Origin of the sequence: Candidatus Methylomirabilis limnetica, assembly GCF_003044035.1 — a bacterium.
Lineage (GTDB): Bacteria > Methylomirabilota > Methylomirabilia > Methylomirabilales > Methylomirabilaceae > Methylomirabilis > Methylomirabilis limnetica.
In genome coordinates this window covers 46,691-73,312 of the sequence record NZ_NVQC01000030.1, presented here as the reverse complement: position 1 = coordinate 73,312, position 26,622 = coordinate 46,691, and the positions used below count along the sequence as shown (strand labels likewise).

23 protein-coding genes are annotated in these 26,622 nt (G+C 59.6%); 9 read left to right on the top strand and 14 right to left on the bottom strand.

Features of this window, described 5'->3' with window-relative positions; all coding sequences use genetic code 11:
- Window positions 1–3: 3 nt before the first annotated feature.
- The 7 genes from CLG94_RS13090 to CLG94_RS11630 all read right to left on the bottom strand — a co-directional run bounded on the left by CLG94_RS13090 (window position 4) and on the right by CLG94_RS11630 (window position 7,624).
- Window positions 4–198, bottom strand: coding sequence for a hypothetical protein (locus CLG94_RS13090; RefSeq protein WP_133174713.1), 195 nt, complete (start codon window positions 196–198; stop codon window positions 4–6).
- Window positions 191–1,033, bottom strand: a complete 843-nt coding sequence (locus CLG94_RS11655; RefSeq protein WP_107563738.1) for a hypothetical protein — start codon at window positions 1,031–1,033, stop codon at window positions 191–193. Before CLG94_RS11655 ends, CLG94_RS13090 begins: the two co-directional genes overlap by 8 nt.
- Before the next feature lie 260 nt (window positions 1,034–1,293).
- Window positions 1,294–1,635 carry a HepT-like ribonuclease domain-containing protein gene (locus tag CLG94_RS11650; RefSeq protein ID WP_161954164.1) on the bottom strand — a complete coding sequence of 114 codons (342 nt, stop codon included), beginning with the start codon at window positions 1,633–1,635 and terminating at the stop codon, window positions 1,294–1,296.
- Window positions 1,622–1,924 carry a nucleotidyltransferase family protein gene (locus CLG94_RS11645; protein ID WP_107563734.1) on the bottom strand — a complete coding sequence of 101 codons (303 nt, stop codon included), beginning with the start codon at window positions 1,922–1,924 and terminating at the stop codon, window positions 1,622–1,624. The genes CLG94_RS11650 and CLG94_RS11645 overlap by 14 nt, the downstream gene beginning before the upstream one ends.
- 246 nt (window positions 1,925–2,170) lie before the next feature.
- Window positions 2,171–3,067: an SWIM zinc finger family protein gene (locus tag CLG94_RS11640; protein ID WP_107563732.1), complete on the bottom strand. Its 897-nt coding sequence runs from the start codon at window positions 3,065–3,067 to the stop codon at window positions 2,171–2,173.
- 2 nt (window positions 3,068–3,069) lie between these two features.
- A complete protein-coding gene (locus CLG94_RS11635) occupies window positions 3,070–6,264 on the bottom strand; it encodes a DEAD/DEAH box helicase (RefSeq protein WP_107563730.1) in 3,195 nt (1,064 codons plus the stop codon).
- Window positions 6,265–6,277: 13 nt separating this feature from the next.
- Window positions 6,278–7,624: an ATP-binding protein gene (locus tag CLG94_RS11630; protein ID WP_107563729.1), complete on the bottom strand. Its 1,347-nt coding sequence runs from the start codon at window positions 7,622–7,624 to the stop codon at window positions 6,278–6,280.
- Between the two features lie 524 nt (window positions 7,625–8,148).
- Here CLG94_RS11630 and CLG94_RS11625 point away from each other — a divergent pair.
- Window positions 8,149–8,436 carry a YlcI/YnfO family protein gene (locus tag CLG94_RS11625; protein ID WP_107563727.1) on the top strand — a complete coding sequence of 96 codons (288 nt, stop codon included), beginning with the start codon at window positions 8,149–8,151 and terminating at the stop codon, window positions 8,434–8,436.
- On the top strand, window positions 8,433–8,780 hold the full coding sequence (locus CLG94_RS11620; RefSeq protein ID WP_161954163.1) for a type II toxin-antitoxin system PemK/MazF family toxin: 348 nt from the start codon (window positions 8,433–8,435) through the stop codon (window positions 8,778–8,780). Before CLG94_RS11625 ends, CLG94_RS11620 begins: the two co-directional genes overlap by 4 nt.
- A gap of 316 nt (window positions 8,781–9,096) precedes the next feature.
- On the opposite strand, the gene CLG94_RS11615 is transcribed toward CLG94_RS11620, so the two are convergent.
- The 4 genes from CLG94_RS11615 to senA form a co-directional block, all read right to left on the bottom strand.
- Window positions 9,097–9,282: a DUF2283 domain-containing protein gene (locus tag CLG94_RS11615; RefSeq protein WP_107563773.1), complete on the bottom strand. Its 186-nt coding sequence runs from the start codon at window positions 9,280–9,282 to the stop codon at window positions 9,097–9,099.
- Window positions 9,283–9,817: 535 nt separating this feature from the next.
- Window positions 9,818–11,008: a CaiB/BaiF CoA transferase family protein gene (locus tag CLG94_RS11610; protein ID WP_107563724.1), complete on the bottom strand. Its 1,191-nt coding sequence runs from the start codon at window positions 11,006–11,008 to the stop codon at window positions 9,818–9,820.
- On the bottom strand, window positions 11,008–12,207 hold the full coding sequence (locus CLG94_RS11605) for an acyl-CoA dehydrogenase family protein (RefSeq protein WP_107563722.1): 1,200 nt from the start codon (window positions 12,205–12,207) through the stop codon (window positions 11,008–11,010). The genes CLG94_RS11610 and CLG94_RS11605 overlap by 1 nt, the downstream gene beginning before the upstream one ends.
- 185 nt (window positions 12,208–12,392) lie before the next feature.
- Window positions 12,393–13,709 (bottom strand): selenoneine synthase SenA, encoded by a 1,317-nt coding sequence (senA, locus tag CLG94_RS11600; RefSeq protein ID WP_107563720.1) that lies wholly within the window; start codon window positions 13,707–13,709, stop codon window positions 12,393–12,395.
- 261 nt (window positions 13,710–13,970) lie between these two features.
- Here senA and CLG94_RS11595 point away from each other — a divergent pair, with 261 nt between their 5' ends.
- The 3 genes from CLG94_RS11595 (at window position 13,971) to kdsB (ending at window position 16,299) form a co-directional block, all read left to right on the top strand.
- Window positions 13,971–14,996, top strand: a complete 1,026-nt coding sequence (locus CLG94_RS11595) for an adenosine deaminase (RefSeq protein WP_107563718.1) — start codon at window positions 13,971–13,973, stop codon at window positions 14,994–14,996.
- Window positions 14,997–15,163: 167 nt separating this feature from the next.
- Entirely contained in the window at window positions 15,164–15,472 is a 309-nt protein-coding gene (locus CLG94_RS11590) for an antibiotic biosynthesis monooxygenase family protein (protein WP_107563717.1), read from the top strand.
- Window positions 15,473–15,492: 20 nt separating this feature from the next.
- Window positions 15,493–16,299 (top strand): 3-deoxy-manno-octulosonate cytidylyltransferase, encoded by an 807-nt coding sequence (kdsB, locus tag CLG94_RS11585; RefSeq protein ID WP_107563771.1) that lies wholly within the window; start codon window positions 15,493–15,495, stop codon window positions 16,297–16,299.
- Window positions 16,300–16,463: 164 nt separating this feature from the next.
- Here the strand turns inward: kdsB and pgeF are convergent, their stop codons facing one another.
- A complete protein-coding gene (pgeF, locus tag CLG94_RS11580; RefSeq protein ID WP_161954162.1) occupies window positions 16,464–17,231 on the bottom strand; it encodes a peptidoglycan editing factor PgeF in 768 nt (255 codons plus the stop codon).
- A 231-nt stretch (window positions 17,232–17,462) separates the two neighbouring features.
- Between pgeF and CLG94_RS11575 the strand changes: the two genes are divergently transcribed.
- The 3 genes from CLG94_RS11575 to CLG94_RS11565 all read left to right on the top strand — a co-directional run bounded on the left by CLG94_RS11575 (window position 17,463) and on the right by CLG94_RS11565 (window position 21,444).
- Window positions 17,463–18,419, top strand: a complete 957-nt coding sequence (locus CLG94_RS11575; protein ID WP_107563713.1) for a CbiX/SirB N-terminal domain-containing protein — start codon at window positions 17,463–17,465, stop codon at window positions 18,417–18,419.
- A gap of 201 nt (window positions 18,420–18,620) precedes the next feature.
- A complete protein-coding gene (locus CLG94_RS13825; RefSeq protein WP_107563711.1) occupies window positions 18,621–19,484 on the top strand; it encodes a J domain-containing protein in 864 nt (287 codons plus the stop codon).
- 34 nt (window positions 19,485–19,518) lie between these two features.
- The gene (locus CLG94_RS11565; RefSeq protein WP_107563709.1) at window positions 19,519–21,444 is read left to right on the top strand and encodes a sensor histidine kinase; all 1,926 of its coding nucleotides are present in this window, start codon (window positions 19,519–19,521) and stop codon (window positions 21,442–21,444) included.
- A gap of 264 nt (window positions 21,445–21,708) precedes the next feature.
- Here the strand turns inward: CLG94_RS11565 and CLG94_RS11560 are convergent, their stop codons facing one another.
- A complete protein-coding gene (locus tag CLG94_RS11560) occupies window positions 21,709–22,482 on the bottom strand; it encodes an alpha/beta hydrolase (protein WP_161954161.1) in 774 nt (257 codons plus the stop codon).
- Window positions 22,483–22,572: 90 nt separating this feature from the next.
- Window positions 22,573–23,001, bottom strand: a complete 429-nt coding sequence (locus CLG94_RS11555; RefSeq protein WP_107563705.1) for a HemJ family protein — start codon at window positions 22,999–23,001, stop codon at window positions 22,573–22,575.
- A 458-nt stretch (window positions 23,002–23,459) separates the two neighbouring features.
- Between CLG94_RS11555 and glnD the strand changes: the two genes are divergently transcribed.
- On the top strand, window positions 23,460–26,258 hold the full coding sequence (gene glnD / locus CLG94_RS11550) for a [protein-PII] uridylyltransferase (protein WP_107563703.1): 2,799 nt from the start codon (window positions 23,460–23,462) through the stop codon (window positions 26,256–26,258).
- The last annotated feature ends 364 nt before the right edge of the window (window positions 26,259–26,622 follow it).

Sequence of the window (26,622 nt, the reverse complement as noted above, 5' to 3'; positions counted from 1 at the left end):
AGCTTACCGAATTACTCGGGCGTGGCCCAACTCGCGCGTCTCGGCCGTACTTGTCCGAGGAGCGGCGCCCGGCGTGCGCGTGGCGAGCGGCGGCGACTGACGAACCTCAGGCTGCAGGTCTCCACCCTCTTTCCGCTCGCGAAGCTGGAAAGCGAGTCCGGGTCTGTAGTCCTCGGGTGGATCGAAATACCTAGCCACCGCTCCGCACCCGCTTGAGGGCCATCACCAAATCCTTAGCTGCCGGCGCCATGATTCCACCTGCCAGCGATACGACGACAAGCATAACCCAATCAAGCGGGTTTTGGGGAGGGTTGGTCCAAGCGAGGTACACGAGGCACCCGAACAACGCCACTGCCCCAAGGAGCACCGAAGCCACCTGATTGCCCGTCTGCCACCGGTAGCTCATCGTAAGTTGGAACGCGTCAAGCCGCCGCCGAATGAACCGGCGCAGGCGCACGTAGGTGTCGGCCTGACTCTTGGCGCGCGCTGGATCGTCCGCCGTCGAGGCCGGAGGCTGTTGCGCCCAGATGAACCAACGAATGTGGTCGTCATTATCGGGATGGGCTGCTGCGCTGAAGAACAGGTAAAGCTCAGGGTTGATATTCGGATGCTCCAGCGCGGCGTCGGCCGCGTCCTGAATCTGCCCCATCATCTTCTCCAACTCAAGGGCAAACAGCGCGTTATCAGGGGAAATAACCCAGGGCGTCCACTCAATACTCTTGCCCATGGCCGATGGGTCGACCGTCTCTCCTGTCGTAAGCCGGATCAACTGGGAGTACACACGCTCACGAAAATCGGAATGGTTGACGAGGGGTGGGCGGCCGATCTCTATGAAGGCCTCTGGAGGGATCTCCACGCTCTGGATCCAGTCGCGGACCCGCCGCTTGTGAAACCGATCTCGCCAACTGAATAGCGCCTTGAACGTCTCGATCAAAGCCATTGAAAGTGCGCTGATCGCTGCCAGCGTGATGGCATAGCGCAGGATGAAACCTACAAGCCGATCGATACTGCGGTAGACATCTTCAGGAGTCATCGTCATCACCCTTTGAACCCGAGAGACTGTGGCCAATCGCTCGCGCGTCTAACGTTACCTTTGACCCCAGCCTGTTTCAGTCGCTGGTGAGCCTCTCCCGATCATGCGATCACGGCCGTGATCAACGGCATCCACACGCACATCGGAGTTGCCTCCCCCGTACTTTTTATACCACACCATCGCGGAGCAGCTCTGCAATAGCGCTATCATCTAACGCAAGCAGACGAGCGAGGATCGCGTCGGTGCGCTCGGGCCATGTCTCAGGCATCCTCCACGATCTCTTGCAACGCGTCGATGAGCGGGGGCAGATCAGTGGTGATGGTGTCCCAGAGCAAATCGAAGTCGATGACATCGTACCCATGAACAAGCCGGTTACGCATGCCAATAATCTGGAGCCACGGTATCTCCGGGTGACGCGATTGTGTCGGTTGAGACATGCGATTGGCAGCCTCGCCGATGATCTCCACCAACTGCGTCAGCGCCAGTTGCAGCACACGATTGGCAGCCAATTCCTCCCGAATCGAGCCGCCCAGCAAGTCGACGGCTTCGCGAGCGTGACTGAGCATATCCTTGAGGCTCACCTGATCGTCATGCTTGCTCATATTGCGCCTCCGCCGCCTGCAATACTTCATCCCGGAAGTACGGGTTCAAGCCCTTGACCGTGTGTATTTCCACCTTGCGTTCCAGCAGCCGGCTCAAATCGATCTCCATTCCCGACAGCGTAATCAGGCCCACCCGCGCGCTGGATTCGAATTCGACCAGGACGTCCACGTCGCTGTCGGGCCCGAAATCGTCGCGCAGCACCGACCCGAAAAACGCCAGCCGGCGAATCCGGTTGCGCCGGCAAAACTCGGCAATCTTCTTTTTGGGAATATCAATTTTCACGCTCATGGTTGCACCTCCGCGAACATCCGGGCCTTGAACGCCGGCTTCAACAAGATTGCCGGAAACTACTCAGGTGTTTAGGCTGTAGGCTGAAGGCTGTTAGTCGTTGCGCATCGACCTAATCAAGGCACCCAGAACCTTTTCGGTCTCCATAATTTTCGCGTCGCATTCGGAAATGCTTGGCTCGTCTGTGCACGTTCCTACAGTCTAAAAGCCTACAGTCTATCTACCTGAGTAGTTACGATTGCCGGATCATCTCCACGTGAGAAAGATCTCCAGGCCGCGTGGTGACGCCTGGGTGTAGATCGGCTCGACGGCCCCCTGGAATCGTTCTTCACCCCGCCAAAAAGGGAAGCCGCCCAGCCGCTTGAGCAACGCCGCAGGCACAGACGGCACCCGGACCTCGCCAAACAGCTCCTCAGGCAGGCTGCTACCGTTCCAAAAGCTGGAGATGTCTGCAGCAAGTGGCTCTGGTGGCAGGGGGACCTTTGCTCCCGTCACGGTGGGGGTGGACTTTCTCCGGGTGTCTATTTTGGTGGTTTTTCCACCGGTAGCGCCTAAGAGCCCGATCAGCTCCTCTCGGCTCTTCCCGCGCAGCTTGAAGATGACAAACGGGTCGCGGTGGAACTCCTCACCCAACAGATAATAGACCGCCGCGATATGTTTGCAGGGATTCGACCAGTCCGGGCAGGAGCAGTCCGTACCAAGGTCTTGAAGCTGTTCAGGGAAGAGCGACAGCCCCACGCCCTTGAACGCCTGCTCGATCTCTTGTGGCATCTCTCCGGCCATAAGCTTGGCCGCAAAGATGGCCTGCTGAGACAGCGCCCCGATCAACTTCTGCCAGTTGGCGGCCGATAGCGCCTTGACCTGGATCGTGATGTCGTAAGGCGTGGACCGGGATCCCTGCACCTTCGCCTTGACCGTCCCCTTGTCGATATCGATGGAGAGGACCTGGCCCTGGCGGGCGTAGGAGCGGCCCCGGCCCAACCGAGCGCCGATCTGGAAGCCCTCCAGCACAGCAATCCATCGCTTGGCCCACCAGCTTTCCCCAAACGTACCGCGTTGGGAGTGAGCCTTGATCCCGCCCTTGGCCTCCCGCGGGCGCGAAGGCGGGAAGTATCCATAGTCATGATACCGTCGCCAAGCCATATCTATTCCCCTATCGCTTCTTTTCGTAGCGTGAAGAGGTCCTTGAGTGCAGTAGTTGAAAGTTCGGTCAGCCAGCCCTCTCCCGTCCCAACTACCCCCTCAGCGATCTCCTGCTTGCGCTCGATCATCTCGTCGATCTTCTCTTCCAGGGTTCCCACACAGAGGAACTTGTGGACCTGAACGTTTTTGGTCTGGCCGATGCGAAAGACGCGGTCGGTTGCCTGGTTCTCCACCGCCGGGTTCCACCAGCGGTCGAAGTGGAAGACGTGGTTGGCGCGTGTCAGGTTCAAGCCGACGCCGCCGGCCTTGAGGGACAGGAGAAAGATCTGCGGGCCGTCACCGCCGGCCTGGAAGCGCTCGACCATGCGGTTTCGCTGCGGCTGTGAGACCCCTCCATGCAGGAAGAGCACCTCGCGTCCGAACACCTCTTGCAGGTGCCGTCGGAGGATGTCGCCCATCTCGGCGAACTGCGAGAAGACCAGCGCACGGTCCCCGACCTGGATAATCTCCTCCAGCATTTCGGTTAAACGGGCTAACTTACCCGAGCGTCCGGGGATCGCGGAGTTGTCACCCAGCAACTGCGCCGGGTGGTTGCAGACCTGCTTGAGCTTCGACAGCGTCGCCAACACCACACCCTTGCGCTGGATGCCCTTGGAAGAGTTCAGCTTGGAGGTGGCGTCTTTGACCACGGCGGCGTAGAGCGACGCCTGCTCCCTGGTCAGCGTGCAGAAAACCTTCATCTCCATCTTCTCTGGCAAATCGGTGATGATGGACTTATCAGTCTTGAGCCGCCGCAGGATGAACGGCCCGGTCAGGCCTTTCAGATGCTTCACCGCCTCCTGGTCGCGGTTGGCCTGGATGGGGACGAAGAACGTCCGCTTGAACTCGCTCTGCGTGCCGAGGAAGCCTGGGTTGAGGAACTCGATGATGGACCATAGATCGCCGATGTTGTTCTCTACAGGGGTGCCGGTGAGCGCAATGCGATAGCCTGCCTTTAGCGCCCGCGCGGCCTTCGCCTGTTTGGTCTCCGGGTTCTTGATGTTTTGCGCCTCGTCGAGGATCACGCCGGACCAAGGCACCTCTTTCAGGGTCTCGAAATCCCGGTGCAGGAGTGCGTAGCTGGAGATGACCAGGGCCTGCTTTTGCGCCTTCGTCTTCAACTCAGCGCCTTTCGTTCTGGCAATGCCGTGGTGGACCATGACGGGCAGATCGGGCGTGAAGCCGGCGGCTTCTTTCTGCCAGTTGCCGACAACAGACGTCGGGCAGACCAGCAGCACCGGCCGTTTGTCGTCTGCTTCCCAGTCCCGTTGAATCAGTGCCAGCGCCATAATGGTTTTGCCGAGTCCCATATCGTCCGCCAGACACGCTCCCAGCCCCCAGCGCCGCAGGAAGGCCAGCCATGAATAGCCACGCATCTGGTACGGACGCAGCGTTCCCTGGAATCCGTCCGGCGCGGGCAGAGACTCAAACGCGGCGCGCCCGTCCAATGAGGACAGCAGGTCGGCGATCCAGCCTGTGGCGGTGACGCCCTCGAAAGCGATGCCGTCCGGCGCCTTCCCCGCACCCAAGGCCATCCGGACAATCTCGCGTGCGGTAGCGTGACCTGCGGCCTTCTTCCAGAAATCAAGCGCTGTACGGATCTCCTCGGCGTTCATCTGTACCCACTGGCCGCGCACCTTGACCAGGGGCTGCTTGAGGCGCGCCAGGACCTTGAGTTCTTCGAGGGAGAGCCGCTCGCCACCGAGGGCTATTTGCCAGTCGAACTGGACAATCGAATCAAGGGACAGCCCACCGCCTCCTTGCATCTTGGGGCTCTTCACATGAGCGCGGGCGGTCAGGCGCAGCTTTGTTCCCTTACGCGTCCACCATGCCGGCAGCAGGACCCCAACACCCGCCTGTTCCAGCACCGCTGCTGAGTTGATAAGGAATCCATGGGCGCCGGTTGAATCCAGTTCGTAACCGCCCGGGGCGGCTGTCTTCAGGCTGGCCTCGATGTGTGAGGAGATCCCCGAAACCTGGCCCAGGGACGACAGCAGATATTCCCGAGCTTTGAACCCGCCGCTTCTTAGAATCGACGCCTGAGGCCCCTTGGCGTTCCAGGCGTCTTTCGCCGGGATGAGCAGGCTGGGATCGTCAGCAGCCTGCAGCAGATAACGGACATACCACGCACCACTATCATCTCCGTTGCCTTCGGGCTCCTCCAGGCGGAAGCAGAGCCGGAATGGGGTGGCCGTAGAGACGGCGATCGGGTGTTGCCATTCGCGAACCTGAACGGCAAACTGCGCCAGCGCCGCCGCGTCGCCCTCCATAATCCCATGAGGGGACCGCAGGGCGTACAGCCACTGGTCGTGAACGCTGTCGAAGCCTGTCCCCGGATCGAGTCCGGGGCAGGCTCTGAGCCTAGCCGAAGGGGTGGACGTCTGCTTCTTGCGCCCAAGTCCTGACTTGATCGGTGAGGGCTGCGTCAGGAGCGCAGGCTTGTCCCCGCATGCTTGAAGCGGGGAGCGGACGAGGTAATCAACAATCCCATCGATGAAGTCGCAGAGCACAGATCGTGACGGCGTCTCCGGCGGCAAGACGCTCTCACGAGTCAACGCCCGACAGATGTGAGGCATGGCCTTGGCGAGCGTGGCCAGTCGGTCGGCATCTGGTCCGGCAAAGACCGGCCCCCAGCGGGCGCGATAGGTTCCAGTGTCGTCGGTCACTCCGGGAAGAAATTGCTGCCGGGCCACGAGCGCTGCGGCGAAGCGCATGGCCGTCGCCCAAAACGCCAGATCGCTTCCGACGACTACGCCCGGCGCCAACGTCTGCTTGCCCACGCAGGCGCATAGAACCTCGACTGCTTGTTCGGGAGAAAGGGGAAGCGTCGTCACCGTCCAGGGTGTCAGGATGGGTTTGGCGCGGGACTTCGGCGGCTCAGCGATCAAGGGGCTGGATGCAACCGGCTGTTTGTCCATGGTGGGCATCCAGGCGATCACGGTCTCGATCCGTTTTTTGTCGGCTGCGAAGCTGAATCCCGCTTCCATCAGAGCCGCCGATAGCCCCTTGGCCTCGGGATCATAGGGAAGAGATGGGGGGTGGGAGACCTCCGGCTTTCGGCCGCGCCGCCTAGTGGGAAGAACAGCATCCGATTGTGCAGACGTTTCGCCCCAGAGAAGCACTCGGCCATCATAGACTCCGGAATGCACAACGATCATCTGCAAATTCCCTTTAGTCGATTTTCACAATCTCGAGCAGCCATTCGTACGCGGGCTGCACGAGGATGCCGGAAGGCACCTCGGCAGGTGCCCCGTCGCGGGTCAGCGTCAGCAGCCGCAGCCGCGCACCCGGGTAGATCTGACCGGCCTCGGCGAGTGCCCGCAACTCCCGCTCGGCCGTCGCCGGATCGCTGGCGTCGGCGCACACCTGGATCAGATCCATCTCGCCTTCCGCCCCGCGTACGAGGAAATCCACTTCGTAGCCGGCCGGCGTGCGCACATAGGTCACGGCGCAGCGTCGCCGCTCGAGCTCGATCATTACCGCCGTCTCGAGGGCGTGCCCGCTGTTGGCGCGTCCGCTGCGATCGAATACCGCGATCAGCGCCGAGTCCACCGGGTAGGCCTTGCGCGGATTGACCATCCGCTGGCGCTCCGAGGCCGACTCCATCCAGACCAGCCGCACCAGGAAACAGTCGTCGAGATGAGCCAGCAACTGGTGTACTGTGTCCTTGGAGATGGCCATGCCCTGGCTCTTCAGCGCCGCGTAGAACTTCTCCACGCTGAAGTGCGCGGCCGCGTTGCCGAGCAGGTGGCGCACCAGCCAGCGCAGCCCCGTCACGTTGCTCACCCCGTGGCGTTCCACCACATCGCGCAGCATGGCCACATCCACGTAGTCGCGCAGCAACTGGCGCCGCGCGGCGCCGTCGAGACCCTGGGCCTCGGGGAAGCCGCCGGTGACGAGCCAGTCTGCGAAGGCCCGCTCGATTCGAGCGCGCTCCTCCCCGGTGAGAAAGGCGGAATCGGCGGGGAGGGCCTGTCCGCGGTGGCGCAGTGCCTCGGCGAAGCTGAATGGGTAGAGCGGCACTTCCCATGCGCGCCCGCGCAGCGCCGTCGCGATCTCGCGCGACAGGAGCGCCGCCGAGGATCCGGTCACGATCACTTCGCAGCCGCCCGCATCCAGCAACCGGCGGACGAACCGCTCCCAGCCAGGAACGACCTGGATCTCGTCGAAGCACCAGGTGACGGTCGCCCGCGCGCGTGCCTCGGGGAACCGGCGGCCGTGCTCCTCTACCAGAAAACCGAGCTGGCCCGCTTCGAGGCCCGCGAACCGCTCGTCCTCGAAGTTCACGTAGGGCAGGTGTTCCCGGGGCGTGCCCCGTTCCAGGCGCTCGCGACGCAACTGGTGGAGGAACGTGGTCTTGCCCGCGCGCCGCATGCCGATCACGGCGCTCACCTTGCCGGGCAGGGCCACCGTACCGTACACCCGCCGCGGTGTCGCCTCTGGCAGCGGCCCGGCGAGCGACTCCGCCAGCTTCTCGGTCAGGGCTTCCTTCAGCTCCCGGGGGATCGCTCGGGTCATCGGGGCATATTCTCCTTTTCCGAGGGATAATATATAGGACTATTCGCCCTACGGGAAGGCGAAATTCGCGGACAGATGGCCTTCCACCGAGGCCACCGTCAGACGGATCCGGCCCTGTAGCGTGGCCACCATGGCCTCATGTGAATAGCTCGCCCTGTTCGATCTGAGATTGCTGTCCTCGGGTCGATTCGGATAGGCGCAACCACGAGTTGAATTGGTCAACAGGGGCCGCAATGTCGGCCTTCCACAAGTGCGGCTTGTTCGAGTTGATCCTTCGAGCCTTCATGAGATCCAGTCGTTCAAGACTACCGCGTTTCCGATAGTCGCGGCCACCACCCTGGTGCTCCTAACGGGACGCTATTAACCGGTGCGTTCCGTACGCCCGGTCGAATCGCTGGTTATGTGACCGACCCCACTATGCCCAAATTCTAACTCACTAAATTTACTACGGCTACATGATTTCCCACAACTGAACTTTACGCATGGCATCTTTTCTGCCATAATTACTGTCAGGAGGATAGACCATGCCAAAGACGGATATGAAGAACCTGCACGTACCCTTGCCACAACCGCTGTATCAGCGCCTCCGCGCAGAAGCCAAACGCGAGAACCGACCGGCCACAGTCTTGGTCCGTGAGGCGATCGATCTCTGGCTTGCCGAGCAGTATCGGGCCTCCGTGCATGACGAGATTGCGTGCTACGCACGAAAAGTCGCGGGGACCTCCGACGATCTCGATCCGGACTTGGAAGCAGCAAGCGTTGAGCACGTGGTGGATGCCTGGGAGAACTCCGAGCGAGTGTCCGACCCGTGAAGCGAGGCGAGGTGTATTGGGCCAGCCTTTCCCCACGATCCGGATCCGAACAACAAGGCACCCGGCCGGTCATTGTTGTGTCGCACGATGCGTTTAACCAGACCCCAGGGTGGCGATCCGTCATTGTGGTCCCCATTTCCACATCCGGCTCCCAGGCGCGACGTGGACCGACCACCGTGCTGCTCCCGGCAGGAGCAGGCGGCCTGAAGAAAGACAGTGTCGCGCTCTGCCACCAAGTGACGACGCTTGATCGAAGTAAGTTGACCTCGCTTGCCGGGATACTTCCACCCGAACTTCTCGCCCAAGTCGGTGACGGTTTAAGAATTGCGCAGGATCTGCCATAGCCAAGCCCAAGACAATCTCCGGTCACATAACGAGGCTGTAGAAAAACTCTGAAAACCCCGTCTTTCGAGGCCTCAGCAACAGATCATGATTTTCCTTGCTGCCCAATGGTGCCGAGCCTGCGGCTCTCTCTGAGCCGCGAGAGGCCACGATCCCGCCGATGTTGGGCAAAGCGTCAGATTTCGGACGATCGTCGCTCATATCGCGTCCTATGGCGAGTGCTCTTCGCGAGGAGGTTTTTCTACAGCCTCAACGCAGAGTTCAGCGGTGCGGGGCTTTATCCGCATCCGCTGGAACGATTGGTTAGCGGAATTCTTATTATTGTCTAGTGCTCGCATTCAATATCGTCAGACCAACGATATTCTTCCCATCTTTCCGTATCAATATATCATCGTCCGTTTCAATCGTTGTGGTAGCTCGCTGAGGTTTGCGGAAACTCATATAGAGCACATCTGCCTCCTTGTCGTAGTCCAACCACACATGTTGCGTTGGTAATTTCAGCATGTCGGTCGCTACTGCAACACAGTTACTGATGAAATCCACCGTTCTCTTGGTTGTTACTGTCGCCATACTATTACCAGCCACTTTCTCCTTCCGATGTTTCTCGCAGCCTTCAGAGTCCCCTTGTTTCCACGAACAACAATATCCGGCTTCTCTACAGTATCAAGTACCTCATAGAAGCAGCTTGCCAAATCATCGTGATTTTCGACAATATGGTACCATCTTTCATAAGTTAGTCGTATCGGCACACCATTTACCGAATAAGCAACTTCCATTCATATCTCCAATACTGCTAACAGATATTAGCCGACATTTCCTGGAGGGACTCTACGATATTGGTGCGTGACATGCGACACGATATCCATGACACACCCCTTGGAATACCTTTGACAGCAACGCCTGCACAGGAACCAACTGTTGGATATCCTTGTCGTTAGCTATGGATGATAACCAACAACTCAGGCGCGGGCATGTAGCCCCCTTCAACCCAGATCCCCGCTGGCCAGCGGGGCACCTTGAAAGGTTCTACTGCTCATTTTCACACGACCCCATCGCGGTGTAGCTCGGAGATCGCATCATCACCCAGGTCAAGGACCTCTCTGAGGATCGCGTCGGTGTGCTCGCCCAGGAGCGGGGGTGGCAGGCGCATCTCGGCCGGCGTCGCGGAGAGGTTGAGGGGCGTGCCGGCCAGCCGTACGGTCCCTAACGTGGGGTGCGGCATCTGGACGAGCATCCCTCGCGCATCCGCCTGCGGGTCGGCGAAGACCTTGTCGAACGTGTTCACCGGTCCAGCTGGAACATCAGCCTCGGCGCAGAGCCGCAGCCACTCGGCAACCGTCTTACCGCTGAGCAGGCTATTCAGTAGGGGGATCAACGCCTCGCGGTTCGCGACGCGTTGCGGATTAGTCGCAAAGCGCGCATCTTGTGCCCATGCGGCGACACCCGCCGCGACACAGAACCGCTGCCACTGCTCATCGTTGCCGATGGCCAGGATCAGGTAGTCATCCGCTGCTTGAAACGCTTCGTACGGTACGATGCTCTTGTGCGCGTTGCCCCAACGCCCGGGTATCTCGCCAGAGCAGAGATAGTTGCTTGCCACGTTTGCCAGTACCGCGATCTGCGAATCGTAGAGCGCGATGTCAAGATGCTGTCCAGCGCCGGTTCGCTCCCGAGCAAAAAGAGCCGAAAGGACAGCGCTGCACGCGAACAGGCCGGCGGCCACGTCCGCGATCGCCACCCCGACCTTCATGGGCGGGCCGTCGGGCTCGCCGGTGATCGACATCAGGCCGCTGCGACCCTGAATCAGAAAGTCGTAGCTCCCTAACTCGCGGTCGGGGCCGGTATGCCCGAACCCGCTGATAGAGCAGTACACTAGGCGCGGGTTGATGGCTTTCAGCTCCGCGTAACCCAGACCGAGTTTGTCCAGGACGCCGACACGAAAGTTCTCGATGACCACATCGCTGCCTCGCGCAAGTTCACGGGCAAGGGCAAGGCCGCGTTCGTGTTTGAAGTTGAGTGTGAGGCTCTGCTTATTCCGGTTGCAGCACAGGTAATAGGCCGACTCCCCGCTAAAAAACGGCGGCCCCCAGTGGCGTGACTCGTCGCCAACGCCTGGGCGTTCGATCTTGATGACATCAGCACCCAGGTCGCCCAACATCATCGCGCAGTAAGGTCCTGCCAGATGCCGCGACAGGTCCAGGACCCGCACACCGTCCAGTGCGCCGGCCATTACGCGTCCCCCTCAAACGGATAGGGTGGCAGCGGTCGTGAAAGCGGCTTGTTGGTACGGTAGCCCAGCGCATACTCCGCCTGAATCAACTGGTGGATCTCCTGCGTGCCCTCGTAGATCAACGACCCACGGGCGTTGCGGAAGTAGCGTTCAACCGGGAACTCGTCACTGTAGCCATACGCCCCATGAATCTGAACCGCATCATCTGCGGCCCGGAAGGCGTTGTCGCAGTTCATCCACTTGGCCAGGCTGACCTCGCGCGTGCACCTCGTCCCTTGATTCTTGAGCCAGCCGACCTGATAGTACAACAATCGTCCGATGTCGCGCCCAGCGACCATGCGGGCGATCTTTTGCTGAATGAGCTGGTGCTTCCCGATAGGTTGTCCGAAGCTCTGCCGCTGCTCGGCGTAAGAGACGCTGGCCTCAAGACAGGCCTCCATCAAACCGACCGCGCCGGCAGCAACCGCATAGCGGCCATTGTCCAGCGCGCTCAGGGCGATCGTGAGCCCTTCGCCTTCCGCGCCGACGCGGTTATCAGCGGGCACGCGTACCTCTTGCAAAGCGATGCTGCCGGTGTTGCCGATACGCCCGCCCAGCTTGTGGTGGAGGCTGGAACTGCTCACGCCTGCAAAGCCGCGCTCGACGATGAACGCGGAGATACCCCGATGGCCCGCTCCACGGTCGGTGTAGGCAAAGACCAGAAAATGGTCGGCGACATCGGCCAGGCTGATCCAGGTCTTCTCGCCGTTGAGGATATAGTGCTTACCGTCGCGCCGGGCGGTCGCGCGGATGCCCGCGACATCGCTTCCGGCGTCCGGCTCGGTCAAGGCAAAGGCCGCCAACTTCTCGCCACTGGTCTGCGGGATGAGGTATCGTTGTTTCTGTTCTTCGCTTCCCCACTGCAGCAGCGCTAGCGAATTGAGGGCAAGATGCACAGCGATCAGGACGCGAAACGCGGTATCAGCGCGCTCCAGCTCTTCGCAGACGATCCCAAGGCTCAGGTAGTCCAGGCCCAGCCCACCGTAGCGACGGGGAATGCAGAGACCCAGCAGGCCCTGGGCCGCCATCTTGGGCACGATGTCGGCTGGGATCTGCTCGGCTCGCTCCCAGTCGCGCAGATGCGGCAGGATCTCGTGGCGGCAGAACTCGCGCGTGGCGTCGCGGACGGCCTCGTGGTCTGGGGTCAGACTGATGTCCATGCTGGTCCCTTCCGTTCTTTTAGGGCAATACCGCATGCGCCGCCGGCACGCCCATACACATGAGAGTCCGGATCCCGCACCCCCTCCTCAACCCTTCCCTTGTAGGGGCAGGCCTTGTGCCTGCCCAGATCGGGCGACCACAAGGGTCGCCCCTACGCCGAGTGGGGGGGGCTTTCGAGCCAATATCACAGGGCGCAGGTACGAAATCCCGCAAATACGTCACGTCGGTCCGGCAGGAAGAAATTGCGAAACGAGTTGCGGACCAGGCGAGATCGGGTGGCCCACGCCCCCCCTCTCAAGACCTTGCGATAACCGAACCAAGGCGCAGAATATTCTCTATATGGCGAATCTACCGTAAATCCGGGGAATGGAAAGAAGGGAGAGGCGGTCCACTCCCAGACATTGCCGATCATCTGGCGGCAGCCAAAGGCGCTGTCACCGGCCGCGTACGCTCCCACATCAACGCACCCCAGCCGACGTGAATCCAGGTTGGCGTGTTCGGGCGTAGGCGGCTCATCTCCCCAGGGGTAGCGTCGCTTGTGCCCGGTGATGCGTGTACCGTCAGGGGTGGGCTCCGCGCTGGCCGCCATCTCCCACTCCGCCTCGGTGGGAAGCCGTCTGCCCGCCCACTGGCAGTACGCTTCCGCCTCGTGCCAGCCCACGTGGACGACAGGGGCATGCGCTTCAAGTGAAACAATCCGGTCGAAATATCTGTGCAGCCATCCGTTCTGTCCACGGTGCCAATAAAGCGGGCGCTGTGCTCCCGTCTTGGTGCGCCAGATCCACCCTTGACGACTCCACAGCTCACGGCGCAGATAACCCCGATCCCCGACGAACTCGGCGAACTGCGCGTTGGTCACTGGAGCTTTAGCGATCTTGAATGGAGAGATGTCGACCGGATGGGCCCATTTCTCATTATCGAACACAAAGGGCAGATCAGGCGTGGCGCCCAACTGAAATGCCCCCCCCGGGATCTCGACGTCTCCGGGCCATGGGCCGCCACCCAGCCCGTGTGCGCCCGACCCATTCTCGATGGTACTGAGCCCTGGGGCGGGGTATTCCAGGGTCTGCCTCATGTAGGTGAATGCCTCCTCGTGCATGTCTTCGTGCAATACGGAGAGCAGATACAAGTAGGTCTCCTCAGCGCCGGGCTGGTCGGAAGCCAGACGCTTGAGGACCGAGTCGAGTACTCTGTTCTTGTAATCAAGGGTAGTCTCTCTCGAAGGCAGGGGCAGGCCCCAGCGATCACAGTGATCTATCTTGAACGAGTCGTAAAAACTCTCCGCCCCCTCCAGCAGGAACTTGGTGGAACCAAGAACCGGCAGGAGAAAGACATCATAAAAAAAGGCCGTATGCCCAAGCTCCCAGAGGAAAGGATTGACAGTCTCCGTTTGGGGAACAACCAGTTGCGTCTCCGCCAGATCTTGAACCAGCCCGATGGTTCGCTCGTGGGCGTCAGTAACCATACAAGCAAGCTGAGACGCGGGAATGGTGGTCGGCATCTGATCCTCCCTGTTAAGCAAAATAACCGCGCCCGATCCCTCTACTGCCTGGCCGCAATACCGGCTATCACCATAGATTCGGCTGCAAGCCCTGCCTCCACCCTGCAGGAGGGACCATACCCCGCGAATTATAAGTCCGCATTGGAAAGCGGGCAAGGGTTCTTTGAATCACCTGAAAGCGCCCAAAAAGTATGGACACGGGAGACGGGTGATGTATGCTCTCACTTGAGAACGCTCATCGGGCGAAGAGAAAAGGAGATGATGACCCCTTACAACCTGATCCAGTTCATTCGCGATCTTCCAAAAGCAGAGTTGCATGTGCATATTGAGGGCACATTGGAACCTGAACTGTTGTGGGAGATGGCCGGGCGCAATCGCCTGACCCTTCGATTTCATACGGTCGAGGAGCTTCGCAAGGCGTATAGCTTTCATAACCTCCAGTCGTTCCTTGATATCTATTATGACGGAACCCGCGTGCTTCTTTCCGAGCAAGATTTCTTTGATTTGACCTGGGCCTATCTTGAGCGCGCCGCGCAACAGAATGTTCGACACGTGGAAATCTTCTTTGATCCCCAGGCTCACACCGATCGGGGCGTCCCATTTGAAACGGTTATCAGGGGCATCCATCGCGCCCTCGAAGAGGCCATCCCAAGACTTCGCATCTCATCAAAGCTGATTATGTGCTTCCTCCGCCACCTGACCGCAGAGGCGGCGATGCAGACGCTCGAGGCCTCCCTCCGATTTAAGAACTGGATTGTGGCTGTCGGATTAGACTCGTCAGAGCTGAATCATCCCCCCAACAAGTTCGTTGAAGTGTTTCAGCGGGCCAGAGCGGAAGGGTATTTGACCGTCGCCCACGCAGGGGAAGAAGGTCCCCCGGACTATATCCGGCAGGCGCTCGACCTGCTCAACGTTTCGCGGATAGACCATGGCGTCCGATGTCTTGAGGATCCATCGCTGGTCCAACGACTGGCCCGGGAAAGAATTCCCCTCACCGTGTGTCCCCTCTCAAACGTTAAACTCCGTGTCTTCAAGTCGCTAGAGGATCATAATCTTAAGAAACTGCTGGATCTAGGGCTGTGCGTTACCGTCAATTCTGATGATCCCGCGTACTTTGGCGGCTATATCACCGAGAATCTCCTGGCCTCACAAAAGGCTCTCGGGCTTACGAGGCATGATCTCTACACGCTCGCAAGGAACGCTTTTGAGGCGAGCTTCTTGCGCGCCGACGAGAAGCAACGCCTTATTGCTGAACTCGACCGCTTTATGGCAGCGCACCCCGGCTAAGCCTCCGTGTTCAGTTGTAGGGGCGCTGCTTGCTGCGCCCGTCACGGGCAGGGCAAGCCCTGCCCCTCCCGGGTCCAGGAAGGGTACGTTGACGACCTTCATTCGGAAAGTTATGATGCTGACAATGCGACCGAATGAAGGTAAATTGTCGTGAATGGGAGGGCGCAATGATTGTCGTTGCCAACAGGGTACCAATTGCTAAGGGATACGAGCAGGAGTTTGAGAAGCGATTCGAGCGGCGTCTTGGCGCGGTTGATCAGATGCCGGGATTCATCCGAAACGAAATCCTTCGGCCTATCATTGGTGATTACTACATCATCATGACCTATTGGGAGAGCAAGGAGGCGTTCGAGGCCTGGACTCAGAGCGAATCGTTCAAGCAGGCTCATGCCAACCCGGCGCCCCAGGAGATGTTCGCGGGCCGGAATGTCTTCGAGATGCATGAGGTCATCCAACTGTCGGAGAAAAAACCGTAGTGGGCGGCGACTGCAACACGATGCAGCATCATGCAAAGCGAGCGATTCTCGGGGTCATCCCGGCAAGGCTTGACTCGACGAGGCTGCCCGGTAAAGTCCTTCGGACGATCCGTGGCCGGCCGATGTTGCACCACGTTTTTGCGTACGCGAGCCAATGTGGGCTTTTGGATGATCTGGTGGTGGCGACCGATTCGAAAGAGGTTTACGAGTACTGCGTCTGCAATCAGATGAAGGTCCGCATGACATCGAGCTGCCATGCATCCGGGACCGACAGGATCCACGAGGTCATGCAGACGCTACCGGCCGATATCTACGTCAACATCCAGGGTGATGAGCCGATGATCAGGCCGGCGCACCTTGAGGCCCTCTTACAGCCGTTCCTGAAAGATGCCGCTGTCCAGGTCGGTACGCTAAAAACCTCTATCACGGCGGACGAGGCGCACAACCCCAACTGTGTGAAGGTGGTCACGGATACAACCGGCAAGGCGCTCTACTTCTCGCGCTGCGCTATTCCATACAACCGGGACCATGTGCCTGAGACTCGCTACTTCAAGCATCTCGGTATCTATGCGTATACACGATCGGCATTGGATCGCTTTCACCAACTGCCGCCGTCCAGACTGGAACAGGCTGAGAAGCTCGAGCAGCTTCGGTTCCTGGAGAATGGCATACCGATCTATGTCACCGAGACCCCCTACGACACCATAGGGGTGGACACCGAAGAAGATCTCGCTCGCGTCGAGCGGTATTTTCAAGACCTTGAATCCACTGGGGATTCATTCCCCGCGGCTTGCCGCGAGTTCGTCATACCGGCGGACCCCGGATAGGAGTCCGGGGCGGGCGCCGGTATCCAGAGGGCCCGACTGGATTCCCCCGTATCAAGTACGGGGCAGGCGTGTCAAGCACGGAATGACGGGCCAGAACAGAAGACGATACCCCGCAGATTGCTGCGGGGTAGGTTCATTCTTCAGAGCGCGTCTGAATTCGCGATCTACCCTCGCCAGCCGATGAAGCTTAACTGGTGGCCGCTCTTTCCTTCTTTCCGGTAGGAGAAGAAATCCCCGACGTGGCAGGCCGTACAGGGGCCGATCTTCCTGATGTGCGATTGAGGAATGCCTGCGCCTAGAAGCTGGGCCTCGTTAAGTGCCCTGAGATCAAGGCGGCCCTTGACCCCCTCGGGCCTCCAGGCGTCCATGAGCTCCTCTCTCCAGTGCATCGCGATCTGCTCCGCGACCTCTGTTCCCACCTCGTAGCAGCAGGGGCCGATGGACGGTCCCATCGCCACATGAAGCGCAGCGGGGTCGATCCGGTACACCTCTTTCATCAACGTGACCGCACGTGGGGCGATGCCTGCAGCCGTCCCCCGCCAGCCGGCATGGACCGCAGCGGCAATCTTTCGAGTAGGTTCTACGAATAGGAGTGGGACACAATCAGCCGTCATCACCCCTACGCAGAGGTTGGGCGCATCGGTCATGAGCCCATCCCCAATCCCGGCCAGTTTGTCGTCGCCGCGTGAAACCTTCAGAACGGCGTCCCCGTGGACCTGCCTGGCCGTGATAATCGTGATTCGCGGCAAGCTAAGCGCTTGCTTGAGCTCGCACCAGTTGCGTTTGACGGCTTGAGGATCGTCTCCGTCATCGCATGAAAGGCGAAAGGCGGTATTGGGCGGCCGGTCCTGGCCGCTGAAGCGGCCGAGAAAGCCATGGATTAAGCCGTCAAATCGTTCCCAGCGCGGGACTTCCAGACGAAGGATCTTCATATTGGAACTACTCCTCAGGAAATAGCGTTCAGCTATCAGCCTCAGACAAACCCCCTTCGATTCCCCTTCCCTAAAGGGGGGCTGGGGGGGGTTCATGATGTATGGGTGGCCAGGAGAGCCATGACGTATTCTAAGGAAAACACCGAAGGCGTGTCAAACTTTGGTGCGGGAACGGGTCTGCCCAGCGACCAGGATTGTCACCCGCTGCCCTGCGTAGTATAATCCGACGTAATGAAGCAAGCCCTTCTCATTGTCGATCACGGTAGCCGCCGCGCTGGATCACACGAGCTTCTCCGTGAGGTCGCAGAGGTGATGCGGGAGCGCTTCGGCCTGCGCATCGTTCACTATGCTCACATGGAGCTGGTGGAGCCGACTATTCAGCAAGGTTTTGATGCCTGCGTCGCCGATGGGGCAGATGAGGTGATCGTACACCCCTACTTCCTTGGGCCAGGGCATCACGTCACCACCGGCATTCCCGCCCTTGTCAAGCAGGCGGCCAGCCGGCACCCCGGGATCGCCTGCCGGATCACCAAACCTCTGGGCGTGCATTCGAAGATCGGTGAGGTAATTCTGGAACGGATCGCTGAGCCCGAAGGCGACAATCCGATCTGCGCGGTTCCATTGGAACGAGAGGTGACCGACGAGGATAAACACCCTCAGGACCATCTGCACAGATCGGATGCCTCGTTCCGATTTTGCCCGCGGTGTGGGTTGCCGCTCACGCCCAGGCGGATGAAACCGGACGGGCCGGAGCTTCAGGCCTGTCGGAGCTGCTCTTTCGTCCATTATCATGACCCGAAGGTTGCTGCCGGCACCCTGTGTATGCTCGATGGTGGGATCGTATTGGTCCAGCGAGCGATCTCCCCGGCTTACGGAAAATGGGTCTTTCCCGGCGGTTTCGTCGATCGAGGTGAGCGGGTCGAGGTGGCAGCCGTCCGAGAAACTCGGGAAGAGGTCAACCTCGACGTCGAGATCGATCGGCTCCTGAATGTCTACTCCTATGAGGACTCAGGGGTGGTGATCGTCGTCTACGCCGCGCGCGTGGTGGGTGGCGAGCTTGCCGCGAAGGATGAAGCGCTCGATGCGAGGATATTCCATCCGACTGAGATTCCGTGGGGGGATCTGGCGTTCCGCAGCGCGCACGACGCAATTAAGGATTATCTTGCGCTTTACCCGGAACCGGAGTAACACCCCATGTGGTACGGCCGCACCACGGTCTACGAAAATGCATCGTTACCCCCCATCCTATCCTTCCCCCTCAAGGGGGGAAGGGACACTATACGCTGGCTCCTCACCTCGGGTACCCTCTGGGTGCGGGGAAGGGACACTTCACGCGGACTCCTCCCCCCTCGGAGGGGGAGGACGAAGGTGGGGGGGTAAGGCATAGGCATGGCCCGGTTGCGCGACAATGGAAAGGAGTATTACGCCATCCTTGGCGTCTCACAAAACGCCACAGAGGAGGAGCTGAAAAAGGCGTATCGGCAGCTCGCATTACAGCACCACCCCGATAAGAATCCGGGTGATCCCAAGGCGGGGGAGCGGTTTAAAGAGATCAGCGAAGCGTATGCCGTTCTGATGGATCCGCAGAAGCGGCGGCAATACGATACCTTCCGCCAGGCCCACACTGGGGCAGGCGCCGCCGGCGGCGGATTTCGGTACTCCCAGGAGGATATCTTCCGGGATCTTCTCTCCAATCCTGCTATGTCGTCGATCTTTGCTGAGATGAACCGTGAATTCGCCAGGGCCGGCATCCGCTTCGATGACGCCTTCGTTCGCCAGGTCTTCTTCGGCGGCCGGGGTTTTGTCTTCGGCGGCGTCTTTATGGGTGCGCCGATCGGCGTGCTGTTGCGACGCGCCTCTCGAATGGCGGTTGATCGTCGAGGAGGCATGTCGGCGGTCCACCAGACTCGGAGCCAAGAGGGGCTGGGCGAGAGTCAATCACAGGGCGGGTGGTCAGCGATCGGTCGTGGGCTCAAGGCCGGTTTTGACCTGGTGAAACGGCTGATATCCGGAGATCCGGACCCTGCCGAGGGTGACCCGAATCTTCGATACCATCTGACCATCACCGCTCAGGAGGCCGCGTCCGGCACCCAGAAGCGGGTCACCTTCATGCGGACCGACCAGCTCGAGGAGCTGATGGTCACGATCCCACCGGGCATCCGATCCGGGACGCGGCTGCGGCTGAAGGGGAAAGGGCTTGAGGGTGAGAAGGGGACGCGTGGCGACCTCTACCTGCGGGTGACAGTCACTTAGCGCAGGCGTATCCTTGTGGAGTTGGCGCTATACCATGCGGCTGCAGTGGTTCAATAACCGCCTGACAATAAGAACCAGGTTGGTGCTCGGGTTCGGGCTGGTGGGCCTTACCCTGGTGGCGGCACCGCTTACCATGTACATGGTGCAAAGCAGCAGGGCTCTGCAATCGGCGGGTCGGAAGTATATCGGGATCGCGCCGTCGAAAGCGCTGCTGAGGGTGGTACAGTTGCTTCAGCAGCACCGCGGGCTCTCATCCGGCGTCCTGGGCGGGAGCACGACGATGGAAGCGCAACGCTCCGCCAAACAAACTGAAGCTGACAAGGCGGTCGAGGCGTTCGACGCGATTGTGGCGTCAGACATCCGTGATCCCGCGCTAACCGCCATCTGGCGCGGGGCGGTCGAAGCCTGGAGGGGGCTTGCGAGCGGCGTATCCTCGTGCTCGATCACCGGTCAGGAGAGTTTTGCCAAGCATACGGCTATCATTGGCGACAACCTGAAGCTGCTCGATCTCATGTTGGATTACTTCGGTTTATCGTACGACCCAACCGGTAATGACTACCACCTCACCATGGCGCTGCTGGTCCACATGCCACAGTTGACCGAATTCCTCGGTCAGGCGCGGGCGCGTGGCATGCTCCTCCTGGCAGAGAGGCGCATTACACTTGCGGACCGCACTGAGTTGATCGGTCTCATCAGCAACGTCGAGAGGCAACACGAGTACATGGCGCGCGAGTTAGGCAAGGCGGTGGCCCTGAATCCCCAGATGAAGGCCGACCTTGGCCACATCGCACAGGGAAGCATGGCGCTCGCCCAGATGGCGGCACATCTCGCCAGGACCCAGGTGGTGGAAGTCGATAGGCTAAGCTATACGCCGACCGATTACTTCGCGTTATTCACCCAGGCGATTGACGGTCAGTTCGCGCTGCTCGATAAAGCGATGGTCGATCTGGAGGGGGCGCTTCAGGCGCGCATCGCCGCGTTGCGGAGTGGACAGATCAAGACGATCGGCTTCATCTCGATTGTGATCGCGTTCGCGGTGTGGCTGGGGATGGTGATCGTTCGCGCGACTAAGCAGGATATCACCGCCCTGGAACAGAGTGAGGAGGCACAGCGACGCCACGCCGGCGAGCTCGAAGCCACCGTCGAGGACCGGACGCGAGAGCTGCGTGCGGTCAACGCGCAGATCGAAGCGGCTTCCCGCCACAAGTCCGAGTTCCTGGCCCACATGTCCCACGAACTGCGGACCCCACTGAACGCGATCATCGGCTTCTCGGAGATCCTGCGAGGCCCGACCATCGGGCCGCTCGAGGAGAAGCAAGCCCGGTACCTCACCCACATTTATACAGGCGGCAAGCACCTGCTCGTCATCATCAACGACCTCCTCGACCTTGCCAAGGTCGAGGCAGGTAAGCTCGATCTGTACCCGGAGCCCTTCGCCATCGACGAAGCGCTCACGGCCGCCCTCGCTGATGTCTGGCCGATGGCCGACCGAAAGCGCCTGACCCTCACGCTGCACGCGGAAACCGCTCCGACTCTCCTCACTGCCGACTCCGTCCGATTCAAGCAGATCGTCTACAACCTCCTCTCCAACGCTATCAAGTTCACCCCTGAAGGGGGCCAAGTTACGGTCACCGCGCGGCGAGTTTCCAGTTTCGAGTTTCCAGTTTCGAGTTCTCAACCCGAAACCCGAAACCCGAAACCCGAAACCCCGAAATCTCCTGACTTCGTGGAGATTTCGGTTGTAGACACTGGGATCGGGATCACGGCGGAGGATATGATCAAGCTCTTTCAGCCCTTTACCCAACTGGACCCCGGCCTCGCCAGGCAGTACCATGGGACCGGCCTCGGTCTTGCGCTCACGAAGCGGCTCGTTGAGCTACACGACGGCAGGATCTGGGCCACCTCAGAGGGCAAGGGTCGCGGGAGCAGTTTCACGGTACGCTTCCCACTGGTGCCATAAGCCCTCTGTTCACTTATTACGGGGAGCATGAAATAGATTGCACTCTCGCACAACATCTTCAGCAACTTCCCCCTTTACGAAAGGGGGATTGAGGGGGATTTACCGATCGTTCAAATCCCCCCTTACCCCCCTTTGCAAAGGGGGGAGGCAAGCTATTTTATGCTCTGAGTAATAGGTCCTCCCAACCGTTTGCCCTAAGCTTGTCGAAGGGTAATTGTGGTTCGACAGGCTCACCGCGAACGGCTAAAGTGAACAGTATTGCGCTTACGGCGAGGGTTCGTTTCCGATCACCCTGCTGAGGAAACGGTTGAGGGTCTCCAGGTAGGCCTTACCGCCAACCATGTAGAGGTCGTTATGGTGGGCGCCTTTGATGCCGTAGAACTCCTTCGGCTCTCTCGCGGCTTCAAAGAGGCGTCGGCCCTGCTGGAACGGAACGATCTCGTCGTTCTCACCATGGACGATCAGAAGAGGAGCCCTGACCTGCCCGATCTTCGAGAAGGTGTCGTACCTGGTCTGAAGGAACGAACCGATCGGAAGGAGCGGGAAGATCGCCTTTGCCATCTCCGGGATGGACAGGAAGGGCGACTCCAGGATCAGGGCGGCGCAGCCATGTCGGGTCGCCATCTCTACCGCTACGGCGCTCCCGAGCGATTCGCCAAGGAAGACGATTTTGGTCGGGTCTATGTCCCCTCGGGCATGCAGATATTGGATCGCTGAATCACCATCCCGATAGGTTCCCTCTTCTGACGCCCGGCCTTCGCTCCGGCCGTATTCGCGGTAGTCAAAGATGAAAATGTTGGTTCCCAACAGGTCATGGCGGAGCTTGATGTTGTGCAGCCGGTGGCTGATATTACCGCCGTTGCCGTGGAACCAGAGGATTGTGAGAGGCGACCCGGTCCCTGGAATCCACCAGCCATTGAGGTTCAACCCGTCTGTTGTCTTAAAGTAGATCTCCTCATAGGCCAGGCCGTAGGAGCGCGGCGTCGCTTCAATCTGCTTGTCAGGGAAGAAGATGAACCTGTTTTCTATCGCCCCCACGCACCCTCCGGTGAGGAACAGGCTCAGCAGCACAACCGGAGCCGATCGCGTAGTTGCAGACCCTGGGTGTGACCATGCCTTCTTCAAAATTCAAAAATAAAATCTTAGTTTAACGGCTACCAGCGTCAGCAGGGTGAACACAACGAGGCTCGCAAAGAGCGCTGCGGCCTGCCCCGCCCGGCCGCTCACATTGAAGGCCTTAATCTGGCGCGAGGCGAGCAGCTCAACCACGATCAGGCCGAGGACTAACACGATCTTGATCCTGAACCAAGGTAGGTGGAAGTTGACCTGGGCGGCATGGATCAGGAACCCTCCGGCCAGCAGGGTAATCACGGAGCCGGGTATCTCCATCAGGAAATGAATCCCTTGCTGGAGCCGGCGGAACTGAGATCGTGCGCTTTCGTTGGCGCCGGACTGAGCAGAATTGAGAAGGACCAGCCTGGCCGCCAGGCCGCCGACCCAAAAGATAATCCCTACAAGATGGAGGGTAACCGCAATCTGGAGTCCTAGCATAGTCATCCCCTTTCAAGCGTCTCGTGTAACTGCTCAGGTGTTTAGGCTGAAGGCTGAAGGCTGTTAGCCGTTGCGCATGTACCGAATCAAGGCGCCCAGAACCTTTTCGGTCTCCATCATGTTCGCGTCGCATTCAGAAAACGCCTGGCTCATCTGTGCGCGTTCCTACAGTCTAAAAGACTACAGTCTATCCACCTGAATAGTTACGCTCTGTGTCGTGTGCACGAGTGCAAAAGATACGTCCTTGGGGCATCCGTGTCAACTCCAAATTCGCGTTGTAACACTCCATGGGCCAAGCCGCACCACGGCGTACGAAACCCCCCCCAACCCCCCTTTAGCAAAGGGGGGATTTGTCTGGAGCTGACGGCTGAGCGCTGAGCGCTGATAGCTTTTTCCCTGGCATATTGGCCTTGACCCTGTCCGGCAGGCCTGCCTATACTAGTGGCGACTGACGGGGTTCAAGGATGAAGCGCTTCCAGGCCATAGCGAAGGGTCGTTTTGCAATACTACGAAACCGACGGGCGAATGTCGTTGCTCTTGCCGGCGACATACCTCTTTCTTCTGTCGAGCTCTCGGCGCTGACCGGTGCCCTGCAGTCCGTGCTGCAAGGGAACCATGCGGCCTCCGGCCTGATTCCAGCTCTCAGAGGGTTCATCGCCGATGAGCAGGCCAGGATTCTTCAGATCCATCGAAATGGGGGAACCGGGCAGGAGGTAGTTCGATCCATCACCACACTTACGGATGTGGTGGTGACCTCGCTCTTTCAACTGGCGGAGGCGGCCTGCGATCCCGGTCTCCGACAGGGTAGTGACGGGTGTGCGCTGATTGCGCTAGGTGGCTATGGCCGGCGGGAGATGAATCCGGCCTCCGACGTGGACCTTATGTTTGTCTACCCACGCAGGGCCGATGCCTACCTGAATACGATCCTCCACCCGGTTTTGAGCACCCTCTGGGATGTCGGGTTCGTAGTGGGGCATTGCTGCCGCTCCATTGATGACTGCGTGCGAATGGCCCGGACGGACCTGACCTCCAGCACTGCTATGATGGAGGGCCGATACCTTGCCGGCAAGCCGGAGATCTATCAGGCGTTCAGCGCCAAGTTGGAGCGATCGGTCTTCTACAAGCAAGCCGCCACCTTCGTCAAGCGAAAGCTTCAGGAAACGCGTGAACGCCACTACCGGTACGGCGCGTCTATCTACGTGCAAGAGCCGCACATCAAGGAAGGCCTCGGGGGTCTGAGGGATCTTCACGCTGCCATCTGGATTGCCCGGATCACCCAGCGCGTGGGCGTGCCGTCCGAGCTGGTGCAGAAAGGGCTTCTCGATCAGGAGGAGAGAGAACGATGGGATCTTGTCTTGGATTTCATGCTCCGCCTGCGCAATGAACTCCATTATCTCTATCGAGGCAAGAACGACGTGCTCTCGCTGTCTATGCAGGAACAGGTGGCGGCCAACCTTGGGTTCCTGGGCACGGCCGGCTCTTACGGTGTTGAACAGTTCATGCAGCAGTATTATCTGGCCGCAAAGGATATCTCACAGTTGTCACAGCAATTGATCTTGCGCTGTACGCAAGGGAGGTCGCAGATAGAGATGGTGATGCGGAAGCTGAAGGCTCGCGATATCGGCGACGATCTGACGCAGATCGATCGCTGCATCCATGTGACGCCGAAGAATCGGGGCCTGTTTCGGGAGGACCCTGTCCGGTTGCTGAAGGTCTTCTGGTATGCGCAGCAAATGGGATACACGCTGAGCCAGGAGATTAAGGACTACATCAGAGCCGATACGCATCTCATCGATGAGGGGGTGAGGCGATCGAGCCGGGCCCTGGGCTTCTTGCTGGCCATCCTTCGAGAACCGAAGGGGGTAGCCGCGACGCTTCGGAGCATGCATGAACTTGGAGTGCTCGGAACCTATATCCCGGAGTTCGCCAAGCTCACCCGCCTGATCCAGTTCGATTTCTACCATCGGTATACGGTGGATGAGCACACCTTCCTGGCCATTGAAACCCTTGAACATCTGGATGAGATCTCAAGATTTTACGGCGAAGAGTTTCGTTCGATCGCATCTGATGCGAAGAGATTGGAAATCCTCCGGTTGGCGCTCTTGCTCCATGACATCGGCAAGGGGGAAGGGGCCGACCACGTGCACAAGGGGGCGTCCTTAGTCGAGGCGAGCCTGGTGCGGATGGGCATCCCGGAGCCGGATGCTGAAGCTATCCGCTTCTTAGTGGCGCGTCATCTGGAGATGTCGCACATCGCCCAGCGCCTGGACCTCGACGATGAGGCCATCGTGATCGACTTTGCCAAAAAGGTGCAGACACCCGATCGGCTGAAGATGCTGTACCTGCTCACCTACGCCGACATCAAGGCGGTTGGGCCCGGTGTCTGGACCGAATGGAAAGGGACGCTGCTGTGGGAACTGTACATGAAGACCCATACCATCCTCATCAGAGGCATCCCGGAGGGTGAGGATGATCTGGCTCGCGCCGAGCGGATCAAATCCCAGCTCACCCAGGAACTATCACCGGAGTTCGGCGTGGAGGCGGTGAAAAGGCACCTGGAAGAGGCGCCTGCACGGTACCTGCTCACGACTTCATTTCACAAGGTCGCCTCGCACGTGCGCTTGATCCAGCGCGTGAAACGGGGTGAAGAGGCGGTGAGCGTATGGGCGGCATTTCCGTTGGCCGGCTACTCGGAGTTTACCCTCTGCGCCTATGGCCGCCACGGGCGGTTCGCTCAGGCTGTAGGGATACTCACCGCAAATGGGATGAATATTCTGAGCGCCCAGATTTTCACCCTGACAAGCGGGATGGTGATCCGGCACTTCAGGGTCGACAATGGGGGCGGCGCGGCCATTGAGGACGCGACCGTCTGGGATCGGGTCGTGGCGGACCTGCGGGATGTTCTCACGGGCGGGGTGGCTGTCCGTGAGCTGATCAAGAGCCGCAGGAAAGCAGTCCTGGTCCAACCAATCCATAAGGGCGCCTTACCCCCAACCAAAGTGGAGTTTGACAACGTGGTCGCGGAGGCTTACACCGTCCTGGATGTCCGTACACGTGATAGGCTGGGACTCCTGTATCTCATCTCCAGCACGCTCTCTGATCTCGGTGTGGATCTGCGTTCCGCCAAGATCATGACCGAGGCCGAACAGGTTGTGGACGTCTTTTATGTGACAAATAAGGACGGGAGCAAGCTGTTGGATGAGGGGCGGAGAGAGCAGATCGGACTCGAACTGGAGCGGGCCCTCTCGGAGGGGTTAAATTAAAGACAGCTTTCAGCAGTCAGCGATCAGCCATCAGCAAGGCAAGGAAAAGCTGAGGACTGTTTTTGCTGAAGGCTGAAGGCTGAAATGAGGGTAACTGCTCAGGTGTTTAGGCTGAAGACTGAAGGCTATAAATTATTATCTCGCAAGGCACGAATGAACTACCCCGCAGCAAGCTGTGGAGTATCGTCTTCTGTTCTGGCCCGTCATTCCGTGCTTGACACGGAATCCAGTAGGGGCCCCTGGATACCGGCTTCCGCCGGTATGACGAACTCGCGGCAAGCCGCGGGGAATGAACCCCCGGCAGATTCAAGACCTTCTCAGTATCTACCCCTAAAAGCCTTCAGTCTTCAGTCTATCTACCTGA

What these genes read in the sequence shown, in the direction of transcription:
- CLG94_RS11610 (WP_107563724.1), bottom strand. Translation starts at nt 11,008, where the DNA reads ATGGCCGGCGCACTGGACGGTGTGCGGGTCCTGGACCTGTCGCGGCAT.
- senA (WP_107563720.1), bottom strand. Translation starts at nt 13,709, where the DNA reads ATGCCGACCACCATTCCCGCGTCTCAGCTTGCTTGTATGGTTACTGAC.
- CLG94_RS11645 (WP_107563734.1), bottom strand. Translation starts at nt 1,924, where the DNA reads ATGAGCGTGAAAATTGATATTCCCAAAAAGAAGATTGCCGAGTTTTGC.
- CLG94_RS11615 (WP_107563773.1), bottom strand. Translation starts at nt 9,282, where the DNA reads ATGCTGAAATTACCAACGCAACATGTGTGGTTGGACTACGACAAGGAG.
- CLG94_RS11650 (WP_161954164.1), bottom strand. Translation starts at nt 1,635, where the DNA reads ATGAGCAAGCATGACGATCAGGTGAGCCTCAAGGATATGCTCAGTCAC.
- CLG94_RS11630 (WP_107563729.1), bottom strand. Translation starts at nt 7,624, where the DNA reads ATGACCCGAGCGATCCCCCGGGAGCTGAAGGAAGCCCTGACCGAGAAG.
- CLG94_RS11605 (WP_107563722.1), bottom strand. Translation starts at nt 12,207, where the DNA reads ATGGACATCAGTCTGACCCCAGACCACGAGGCCGTCCGCGACGCCACG.
- CLG94_RS11555 (WP_107563705.1), bottom strand. Translation starts at nt 23,001, where the DNA reads ATGACTATGCTAGGACTCCAGATTGCGGTTACCCTCCATCTTGTAGGG.
- CLG94_RS11625 (WP_107563727.1), top strand. Translation starts at nt 8,149, where the DNA reads ATGCCAAAGACGGATATGAAGAACCTGCACGTACCCTTGCCACAACCG.
- CLG94_RS11590 (WP_107563717.1), top strand. Translation starts at nt 15,164, where the DNA reads ATGATTGTCGTTGCCAACAGGGTACCAATTGCTAAGGGATACGAGCAG.
- glnD (WP_107563703.1), top strand. Translation starts at nt 23,460, where the DNA reads ATGAAGCGCTTCCAGGCCATAGCGAAGGGTCGTTTTGCAATACTACGA.
- CLG94_RS11595 (WP_107563718.1), top strand. Translation starts at nt 13,971, where the DNA reads ATGACCCCTTACAACCTGATCCAGTTCATTCGCGATCTTCCAAAAGCA.
- CLG94_RS11575 (WP_107563713.1), top strand. Translation starts at nt 17,463, where the DNA reads ATGAAGCAAGCCCTTCTCATTGTCGATCACGGTAGCCGCCGCGCTGGA.
- pgeF (WP_161954162.1), bottom strand. Translation starts at nt 17,231, where the DNA reads ATGAAGATCCTTCGTCTGGAAGTCCCGCGCTGGGAACGATTTGACGGC.
- CLG94_RS11640 (WP_107563732.1), bottom strand. Translation starts at nt 3,067, where the DNA reads ATGGCTTGGCGACGGTATCATGACTATGGATACTTCCCGCCTTCGCGC.
- CLG94_RS11565 (WP_107563709.1), top strand. Translation starts at nt 19,519, where the DNA reads ATGCGGCTGCAGTGGTTCAATAACCGCCTGACAATAAGAACCAGGTTG.
- CLG94_RS11635 (WP_107563730.1), bottom strand. Translation starts at nt 6,264, where the DNA reads ATGATCGTTGTGCATTCCGGAGTCTATGATGGCCGAGTGCTTCTCTGG.
- kdsB (WP_107563771.1), top strand. Translation starts at nt 15,493, where the DNA reads ATGCAGCATCATGCAAAGCGAGCGATTCTCGGGGTCATCCCGGCAAGG.
- CLG94_RS11655 (WP_107563738.1), bottom strand. Translation starts at nt 1,033, where the DNA reads ATGACTCCTGAAGATGTCTACCGCAGTATCGATCGGCTTGTAGGTTTC.
- CLG94_RS13825 (WP_107563711.1), top strand. Translation starts at nt 18,621, where the DNA reads ATGGCCCGGTTGCGCGACAATGGAAAGGAGTATTACGCCATCCTTGGC.